Origin of the sequence: Streptomyces otsuchiensis (genome assembly GCF_004305975.1) — a bacterium.
GTDB lineage: Bacteria > Actinomycetota > Actinomycetes > Streptomycetales > Streptomycetaceae > Streptomyces > Streptomyces otsuchiensis.
This window is the reverse complement of sequence record NZ_BHZI01000218.1, coordinates 1-9,912: the sequence shown is the minus strand read 5'-3', so window position 1 is coordinate 9,912 and position 9,912 is coordinate 1. Positions and strand designations below refer to the sequence as shown.

At 74.0% G+C, this 9,912-nt stretch carries 4 protein-coding genes; all 4 read right to left on the bottom strand.

Features of this window, described 5'->3' with window-relative positions; all coding sequences use genetic code 11:
- The coding region (locus E0D90_RS19240; protein ID WP_130799408.1) for a cobalamin B12-binding domain-containing protein at positions 1-315 on the bottom strand (315 nt) is incomplete at its 3' end.
- A gap of 285 nt (positions 316-600) precedes the next feature.
- A complete protein-coding gene (locus tag E0D90_RS19235; RefSeq protein WP_103502429.1) occupies positions 601-807 on the bottom strand; it encodes an MbtH family protein in 207 nt (68 codons plus the stop codon).
- Between the two features lie 86 nt (positions 808-893).
- Positions 894-8,231: a non-ribosomal peptide synthetase gene (locus E0D90_RS19230; protein ID WP_130799407.1), complete on the bottom strand. Its 7,338-nt coding sequence runs from the start codon at positions 8,229-8,231 to the stop codon at positions 894-896.
- Positions 8,232-8,660: 429 nt separating this feature from the next.
- Positions 8,661-9,912: phosphopantetheine-binding protein (locus E0D90_RS19225; protein WP_227870328.1), on the bottom strand; the 1,252-nt coding region annotated here is incomplete at its 5' end.

The window sequence follows — 9,912 nt, the reverse complement described above, 5'->3', positions numbered from 1 at the left end:
GCGGCTGCCGGCCACTCCGAGCTTGCCGCCGATGACCACCGGCATGTCCTCCAGGGTGTGTTCGCGGCGCAGCCGGGTGACGGCGGTGAGGCCGTCGCGGTAGCCGTGGCCGTTGACGCTGGAGAGCACGACCAGCTCGGGGCGGTGCTCCAGGCACTCCGCGGCGAGCAGATCGGCGCCGACACAGGGACCGAGGTTGGTCACCGGGTGGCCCTGCTCCTCCAGGAACAGCTGGAGGAAGACCAGGTTCCAGGTGTGAGAGTCCGACGCGGTACCGCTGACCAGAATCCTCAATCCTTGCTTCGGCAGCATCATGTGGCGGGTCTCCGATGGTCGGGGCGGGCGGTTGTGCTCGTGTAATGAATATAGGAGTGCTTTGCCAGCGCGACCGGAAGTTCAACCGGCAGAAAACAGGAAGGCGTTGCGAGGGAATCTGCCTTTCCGGTGCCCCGCGGGGTGGGCTGTCCCCGCCTCGCGCCGCTGTCCTCCGCGGGGTTCCGGGCATGGCGCGGGCCCGGCACGTGGAGGTCACGTGCCGGGCCCGGCGCGGGGTCCCCGCCACGCGCCGGCCTGGGGCGGCCGGTGCGGGGCGGGCGGAGGTCAGGCGTACTGGGCGAGCAGGCTGGCCGGCCGGATGTCGGTCCAGTTCTCCTCGACGTACGCCAGGGACTCCTCGCGACTGCCCGCGTCACGGACGACCTGCCAGCCTGCGGGGACGTCGGCGAAGGTCGGCCAGATGGCGTGCTGGTTCTCGTCGTTGGTGACGACGTAGAAGGTGCCGTCGTTGTCGTCGAAGGGGTTGGCCATGGCGGGGCTCCTGTCGGTGGGTGGGTGCGTGAACGGTTGGCGTGCGTGCGTGCGACGGGGGTGTCCGGTGCGGCCGGCCCGCCGGGTCAGCGTGGGTGTGCGACGGGTCCGGGCGACGGGGCTCCGGTGGTGGCCGCGGCGGCCTCCACGGAGTTCTCCCGCTCGCGTATGCGCCGGAACTTCTCGGCGAGAACCCGTCCTATGTGTGCCATGGGTTCGGGCTCTGCCATTTTCAGATGCGAAGTGTCGATGTAGTGCACGTCGATATCTCCGTCGACAAACTTCGCCCAGTTCTCCGGCTGGTACTGGAGACTGCTCATCCGGGTCGCCATGAGGAAGGTGATCTCCGCCGCGGTGCGGGGCGGGTCGTAGTCCCACATGATCTCGGCGTGGTTGACGGAGGCGTTGATCACGGCCAGCAGCTCGTCGTCGGTGAAGCCGGCGAACACCGGGTCCCGGCGGCGCATCAGGTCGCCGACCGCCTGGGGATCGGTGCGCCCGCCCAGATCCGAGTGCGGCTCCTCCACCAGCAGATCGAGCATGTCCTTCTCGGTGAGCTTCCTCCGCCCCCGCTCCCCGGCCCGCGGGTAGCAGTCCATGAGCGCCAGCAGTTCCACCTCCTCGCCCTGACTCTCCAGCATCGCGGTCATCGCGTGCGCCACCGCGCCGCCGAAGGACCAGCCCATGAGCCGGTACGGGCCCCACGGCTGCACCCGGCGGATCCGCTCCAGGTAGTCGGCGGCCATCGTCTCCACGCTGTCGGCGACGAAGCCGGGCTCGCTCAGCGCCCGCGACTGCACCGCGTACAGCGGCTGGTCGCTGCCCAGATGACGGGCCAGACCGGAGTACGGCCAGCCCATTCCCGTGCCGGGGTGGACACAGAACAGCGGACGCTGGGTGCCCTGCGGGCGCAGCGGCAGCATCACCGCCATCGAGTCGCCGTCCACCGGGCCGTCGTCGAGCAGTCCGGCCACGGTCGGGGTGCGGAACAGGTCGCGGACCCCGCGCTCGACGCCGAGGACCGAGCGCATCCGTGTCACCAGCCGCACGCCGAGCAGCGAATGGCCGCCCAGGTCGAAGAAGTTGTCGTCGATCCCGACGTCCGGGACGCCGAGGATCTCCGCGAAGAGACCGCACAGCACCTCCTCGCGGGGGTTGCGCGGCGCCCGCCCGCCTCGGTCCGCGCGCACGGCCGGCGCGGGCAGCGCCCGGCGGTCCGGCTTGCCGTTGACCGTCAGCGGGATGGTCTCCAGGATCATCACCGCCGAGGGCACCATGTGTTCCGGCAGCGTGGCAGCCGCGGCCTCCCGCAGCTCCTCGGCGCTGACCCCGGCTCCACCCGATCGCGGCACCGCGTAGGCCACCAGCCGTTTGTCACCCGGCCGGTCCTCGCGGACCACGACCGCGACCTGGCCGACTTCCGGGTGCCGGGCCAGCGCCGCCTCGATCTCACCCGGCTCGATCCGGAACCCGCGCAGCTTGACCTGGCCGTCCGACCGTCCCAGGAAGCGCAGTTCGCCCTCGGGCGTCCAGAGCACCAGGTCACCGGTGCGGTACATCCGGCCGCCGTCACCGGCGAAGGGATCGGCGACGAACCGTTCGGCGGTCAGCGCCGGCCGTCCGACGTAGCCGCGAGCCACCTGGTCCCCGGCGATGTACATCTCGCCGGGAACGCCCACCGGCACCGGCCGCAGCGCCGAATCCAGCACGTGGATACGGGTGTTGTCCAGCGGTCTGCCCAGGAAGACCCCCGGCAGGGTGCGCACCGTGGTGTCCAGCCGCTGGTGGTGCGAGGCGAAGGTCGCCTCGGTGGGGCCGTAGGAGTGGACCAGCACCGTGTCCGGGCAGTGGTCCAGGACCCGCTGCAGGGCGGCGGGGGAGGCGGTGTCGCCGCCGGTCCACACCTCGCGCAGCAGCTTCAGCGTCTCCAGGCCCTCGTCCGCCATGATGTGGAACAGGCCCATGGTGAAGTACGCGGCGGTCACGTCGTGTTCGCGGATCGTGCGGTCCAGCTCGGCGACGTCGGCGCCGTCGCCCGGGGCGATCACCAGCTCACAGCCGTTGAGCAGCGGCACCCACAGCTCGTAGGTCGAGGCGTCGAAGCCGATCGCCGAATGGACCAGCATCCGCTCGTGGTTGGCGAGGTCCCAGCAGCCGTCCGCCACCAGGTCCGCCACATTGCGGTGGGTCACCGCCACCCCCTTGGGGCGGCCGGTGGAGCCGGAGGTGAACATCAGGTACATCGCGGCGTCCACGCCGACGGTCACGCCCGGGTCGGTCCGCGGGAACCGCCCGTCGGCGGCCGGGTCGTCCGCGGCCAGCAGCCGCGTCCCCTCGTGTGTCTCCGCCACCGCGACCGCGCTGTCCAGCCGGTCGCGCGAGGTCACGACGACTTCCGCGCCGGTGTCCTCCATCATCATCCGCACCCGGCTGCCGGGCAGTTTGGGATCCAGCGGCAGGTAGGTGGCGCCGGCCTTGAGGACCGCCAGCGCCGCGACCAGCAGTCCCGGAGTCCGGTCCGTCAGCACCCCGACCGCGTCCCCCCGGCGGACACCGGCGGCGATCAGCCGGTGCGCCAGCGCGTTGGCGGACGCGTCCAGCTCGGCGAAGGTCAGCCGCTCGCCGCCGAAGACCACCGCGGGCCGGTCCGGGGTGCGGCGGGCGTGACCGGCGAACAGCTCGTGCACCGGCGCGGTCCGCACCGGCCGGGCGGTGTCGTTGTAGTCCCGCACCAGCAGCCGCTCCTCGGCGGCCGACAGCAGCGGCACCTCCCCGATCGGCAGCGACGGATCGGCTGCCACCGCGCGCAGGGTGCGTGCCACATGCTCCGCCAACTGCCGTGCCGTGGAGGGGTCGTAGAGGTCGGTGGCGTACTCCAGCACGCCCGACAGCCCCGCCGGGCCCTCACCGTCGGCCGTCTCCCGCACCGCGAGCGTCATGTCGAACTTGGTGTACGCGGTGCGCAGCGCCACGTCGGCGCCGGAGAACAGCGACTCCCCGCCCGGGCCGTCGGCCGGGGTGACCTGGACCAGCGCCTGGACCAGGGGGTGATGAGCCGCCGAACGACGGGGGTTGAGGTGCTCCACCACCCGGTCGAAGGGCACGTCCTGATGGGCGAAGGCCCCCAGGTCGGTCGCGCGGACCCGGTCCACCAGCTCGGCGAAGCCCGGGTTCCCGGAGGTGTCGGTGCGCAGCGCCAGGGTGTTGACGAAGAAGCCGACCAGCGCCTCCAGCGCGTCGTCGTCACGGCCCGCGACCACGGTGCCGATCGGGACGTCCGTGCCCGCCCCGTGCCGGGTCAGCGTCGCGGCGAACGCGGCCTGCACCACCATCAGCAAGGTCGCCCCGCGCTCGGCGGCCAGCGCCGTCAGCGCCCGGTGGGTGGCGGCGTCCACCTCGAAGGGCGCGACCGCGCCGCGGTGGCCCGCCTCGGCCGGGCGGGGCTTGCCCGCGGGCAGCTCCAGCACCGGCGGCGCGTCCGCCAGCTGCTTCTCCCAGTACGCCAGCTGGCGGGCCAGCACACTCGCCGGGTCCCCCGCGTCGCCGAGCGTCCCGCGCTGCCAGAGCGCGTAGTCGGCGTACTGGACGGGCAGCGCGTCCCAGGCCGGTTCCGCCCCGTTCGACCGGGCGCGGTACGCCAGCTCCAGGTCCCGCAGCAGCGGGCGCATCGACCAGCCGTCGGCCGCGATGTGGTGCATCAGCAGCACCAGCGTCTGGGCGCCCGAACCGCCCCCGGACGCTCCCTCCGCGGGCCCGGCGGCGGAGCCGGTCGAGGTGATCAGCCACGCGCGGAACGGGATCTCCGAGGAGAGGTCGAAGACATGGCCGCAGGCCGCCTCCACCGCCGCCGTCAGGTTCTCGCCGCCGGTGCGTACCAGCCGCAGCTGCGGCCGCACACCGGACAGGATGTTCTGGTGCGGCTCGCTGTCGACCTCGGCGTAGACGGTGCGCAGCACCTCGTGCCGGGCCACCAGGTCGGTGAGCGCCTCGCCGAGGACGTCGGCGTCCAGCTCGTTCTCCAGCCGCAGTACCAGCGGGATGTTGTACGAGGTCGAGGCGCCCTCCAGCTCGTTGACCACCCACAGCCGGCGCTGCGCGTAGGAGAGCGGGATCCGCTCCGGCCGCTCGACGGGGACCAGGGACGCCCGGCGCTCCTGCCGCTCCCGCTCGTCGACACGGCGGGCCAGCCCGGCCGGGGTGGGGGCGAGGAACAGGTCGCGGATGCCGATCTCGGTGGACAGCATGGTGCGTGCCCGGTTGACCAGCCGCACGCCCATCAGCGAGTGCCCGCCGATGTGGAAGAAGTTGTCGTCCGGCGCGACCTGCTCGCGGCCCAGCATGGCGGCGAAGAGCGCGCACAGGGTCTCCACGTGCGCGCTGTCCCCGACGCCCTCCGGCAGCTGACCGGCCGGCGCCACCGGCTCCGCGGCGAGTGCGGCCCGGCGCGCCGCCAGCGAGTCGCGCTCCGAGCCGGTCAGCAGCTCCAGCGCGGACAGCGGCGTGGTGGGCGCCTCCCCGGCCGCGCGCAGGGTCCGCAGGCACAGCTCCAGCAGCAGCCTGACGGTCTCCACGTCGAAGACGTCCGCGCCGTACTGCAACCACAGCTCCAGCCCGTCCGCCGCCTCCTCGGCATCGTCCGTGCGACGGTCCACCGCGACCAGGCTCAGGTCGAACTTGGCCGCGTCCAGCCCCGCGGGCTCCAGCCTCGCGCTCAGCGGCCCCAGCGGAAGCGCGGCCTCGGTGTCGCGCTGCAGGGCCACCATCACCTGGAAGAAGGGGTGGCACGCCAGGGACCGGACCGGACTGAGATGCTCGACCAGCAGGTCGAACGGCAGCTCGCCGTGCGCGTACGCGCCGAGGTTGCCGTCCCGTACCCGCTCCACCAGCGTGGCGAAGTCCGGGTCGCCGGAGACATCCGTCCGCAGCGTCAGGGTGTTGACGAAGAAGCCGACCAGATCGTGGAGCGCCTCGTCGCCGCGGCCGGCGACCGGTGTGCCGATCGGCACCACCGGGCCGCTGCCCGCCACGTGCAGCGCGGCGGCGAACGCCGCCTGGACGCCCATCAGCAGGCTCGCGCCGTGGTCGGCGCACAGCTCCAGCAGCCGCCGGTGCGCCCCGGCCTCCAGCGTGGCGTTCAGGGTGTCACCGCGATGCGTGGGCTCCACCGGCCGCGGCCGGTCAAGCGGCAGGTCCACCACGGGCGGCAGCCCGTCCAACTCCTGCCGCCAGAAGGTGATCTCCCGGGCCGCGAGGGAGTCGGCGCGCTCCGGGTCGCCGAGCGTCTCGTGCTGCCAGAGGGCGAAGTCGGCGTACTGGACGGGCAGCGGCTCCCAGTCAGGGGCGCCGCCGTCGCGCCGGGCCCGGTAGGCGGTGTCCAGGTCCCGCATCAGCGGGGGCAGCGACCAGCCGTCGGTCGCGACATGGTGCATCAGCAGCACCAGCGTGGAGTTGCCGTCGCCCGGGACGAACAGGCGTGCCCGGAGCGGGAGTTCGGCGGAGATGTCGAAGCTGAGGGAGGTGAACGCCTCCACCAGGGCCAGCCGCTCGTCCGCCTCGCACTCCCGCACCGTCAGCAGGCCCGCCGGGGTCCGCGCCACATGCTGGTACGGATCGCCGTCCGGCGCCGGGAAGACGGTGCGCAGCGCCTCGTGCCGCTCCACCACGTCCAGCAGCGCCTCCTCCAGCGCCGCCGCGTCCGGGACACCGTCGAAGGCGAGGACCACCGGGACGTTGTAGGTGGACGACGGGCCCTCCAGCCGGTTCATGAACCACAGGCGCTGCTGCGCGAAGGACAGCGGCACCCGGTCCTCCTCCGGCAGGATCTCCTCGTCGAAGCGGACCAGCCCCTCGGTGTCCGTCGGCGCACCGGCGGGCGCGGCCGCCTCGGCGTCGGGCCGGACGCGGGGCGAGAGCTGCGCGAGGCGACGGCGGTCGATCTTCCCCGACGAGGTGTGCGGAAGCTCGGCCACGAACACCACCCGGCCCGGAACCGCCGCCGGCGGGAGAGCCGCGGCGGCCAGCGCACGCAACTCCGCCTCACCGACCGCTGTTTCGGAGCCCGGTCCGGTGCTGTGGGCGGTCACCACGAAGGCGACGAGCTGAGTGGCGCCGCCCGCGGTCTGCTGGGCCACCAGCGCCGCCTCGCGCACCGCGGCGTGACCCGAGAGCACCGACTCCACCGAAGCAGGGTCGATCCGATGCCCGTTGATCTTCAACTCGCCGTCCACCCGGCCGAGATAGCCCAGCCGGCCGTCCTCGCGGAGCGTCACCCGGTCCCCGGTGCGGTAGGCGCGCTCGCCGCCCAGCACCGTGAACCGGCGCGCCGTCAGCTCCTCACGGCCCAGATAGCCCTCCGCCAGGCCCTCGCCCAGCAGCCACAGCTCCCCGTCCACGACCGCCGCCCGGACACCGGCCAGCGGCCGGCCGATCGGGACCGCCCCGCCCCGGTAGCCGCTGAGCTCCGCGACCGTGGCGACCACCGTCGCCTCCGTCGGACCGTAGGTGTTGAACAGCAGCACACCGTCCCCGACGGCCGCGCACCACTGGCCGACCCGCTCCGGCAGCGCCGCCTCACCGCCGATGATCACGGCGCGCAGCGACGCGGGAAGCGAGGCGGTACCGCCCGCCAGCGCGAACGTCAGCTCGTGCCAGTACGCGGTGGGCAGGTCCAGAACCGTGATCCCCTGCCGGGCGCACCCGGCCAGCAGATCGGGGACGTCCAGCTGGCCGTCCTCCCGCAGCACCAGGGTCGCCCCGGCGCTGAGGGTCACGAAGATCTCCTCGACGCTCGCGTCGAAGTGCAGCGGGGCGAACTGGAGCACCCGGTCATCCCGGGTGACCCCGTACCGCTCGGCCGCGCCCTCCGCGAACTGCGCCAGCGCCCGGTGACCGACCACCACACCGTTGGGCGTGCTGGTCGACCCCGAGGTGTAGATGACATACGCCGCGCCGGGCTCGACGACACGACCGGGAAGGACCAGCTCCCCGGCCTCGGCGACCGCGGCGGGCGACGGCGCGTCCTCGCCGCAGACGTCGCCCAGGATCGCGGCGTTGCGTGCGGGCGGGGCCTGCGGGTCCAACGGCAGGTAGGCCGCGCCCGTACGAAGCACCGCCAGCAGCGCGACCACCGTCTCCACCGAACGGGCTCGGCAGACCGCCACCAGCCTGCCGGGGCCCGCGCCCTCTGCGATCAGCTCCTCGGCGCGCAGCGCGACCGCGAGTGCCAGTTCGCCGTAGCTGACGGAGGTCGCTCCGTGCAGCACCGCCGGACGCGACGCGTCCTCGGCGGTCCGCCCCGCGATCCGCTCCAGGACGGGAGCCGCCGACGCGGGCGGCGGCCCGCCGTCCACGACGGCGGACGGCACCGGGCCGTCCGCGGCTCTCTCCGGGTCGGGCACGGTCACCGGCTGGCCGGTTGCGGTCATATCACGTCCTCCAGACGGGAAGGGGGCGATGGCAGGTCCGGCGCCGGGGCGGCAGCACCGTCGGGGTGGGTGCGGTGGTGCGGTGGTGCGGTGGCGGCAGGGCCGTCGATGCGGCCCTGCTCGCCTCGACGACAACGCTAGGGAGCACCAACGCCCCCGGCGGGCAGAGCGACCGGCAGCTTCAGCGGCACAGGGGCGGCAGCGGCACGGTCCTGGCGCCGTGCGAAGTCGGCATGAGGGAACGCGCGCGCTACCGGTCGCGCTCACGTCGTTCGGAAGGACGGGAAGGCGACGCCCGAGCCGCCGGTGGTGCGGGCGCTGAGGTCTGGGACGGCCGAAGCCCCGGGACGGGTGTCCCGGGGCTTCGGCTGTGTACGGCCGGTTGTTCCGTTGGGGCTCCTGTGATGCCGGAGGGCCCCAACCTGGTTCTCAGGGGCGGCGGTTGTCGTCCCTGGTGCGGGCGCCGCGCTGGGTGCGGCGGCGCAGTGCGGGCCGGGCCGGCGCGTTGGCCGGCGCTCCGGCGGCCACCGGTGCGGGCGAGGCCGGGGCGGCCCGGTCCGGACCGTCGGGAGTGGGGGTAGCGGTGGTGGCGGCGGAGACCAGGGTGGAGAGCGCCGCGACCGTCGGGTTGCGGAAGACGTCCCGCAGGGTGATCTCGGTGCCGAGCACCGCGCGCACCCGGTTGACCAGCCGGACCGCCAGCAGCGAATGCCCGCCGACCCGGAAGAAGTTGTCCTCCGCACCGACCTCCTTGCCGCCCAGCACCTCGCGGAACAGCTCCCCGACGGCCTGCTGTTCGCGCGGTACCACGCCGGGGTTCCCGGACGTACCGTTCGCCCGGCCGGAACCGTCGCCCGTCACCGTGTCGGGGTCGGGGAGCTCGGTCGCGGCGAGGCGGCCGTCGGGGCCGACGGGCAGTTCGGGCAGCGGGACCAGTCGGCCCGGCAGCATGAACTCGGGCAGCCTGTCAGCCAGTTGTGCCAGCAGCTGTGCCTCTTCGAACGTGGTGCCCGGCAGCGGCACCACGTACCCGGTCAGCCGGGGCTGGCCCGGGGAGTCCTCCCGGACGAGCGTGGCCGCCGCGTGCACACCGGGCAGTGCGGAGAGGGTCGCCGACAGCCGGTCGGTGTCCGGGCGGTAGCCCCCGACGCGGGCCCGGGCGGGTACGCCCAGGTCGCGAAGCCCGCCGTCGGGCGTCCGCACGGCGCGGCGGCCGGTGCGCAGCAGCCGGGACCCGGCCGGACCGGCCGGGTCCGGTATCCACTGGACGGCGGTGCCCGCGGGGTGGTGCGGCAGGCCGTCGCCGGGCGCGGCGGGCAGGTACAGCTCGCCGGGAATCCCGGTGGGCGCTGGCCGGAGCCGGTCGTCCAGGACCACGGTCCGCGCGGTGGTCGTGGCGGTGTCCGCGGCGGGGTCGCCGCCGGGAACGTCGGCAGGGCGGACCGGGCGCAGCGCGCAGCCCGCGCCGGAGAGCAGCCCGGTCCACAGCGCGTCGCTGAACTCCTGTGCGGTGACCGGCGCGTGGATCTCACGCGGGGTCTGCGGAACAGGCGTCGTGAGGGGGGCGGCGGTGGCGAGGTGACCGTCGGCCGCGCCCCTGGTGAGGGTGGCGTGGGTGGTGGCACGGGCGTGGAACCGCCCGGACGCGTCGGCGGTCAGGGTGCGGGCCGCCACCTGGAGG

What these genes read in the sequence shown, in the direction of transcription:
- E0D90_RS19230 (WP_130799407.1), bottom strand. Translation starts at nt 8,231, where the DNA reads ATGACCGCAACCGGCCAGCCGGTGACCGTGCCCGACCCGGAGAGAGCC.
- E0D90_RS19235 (WP_103502429.1), bottom strand. Translation starts at nt 807, where the DNA reads ATGGCCAACCCCTTCGACGACAACGACGGCACCTTCTACGTCGTCACC.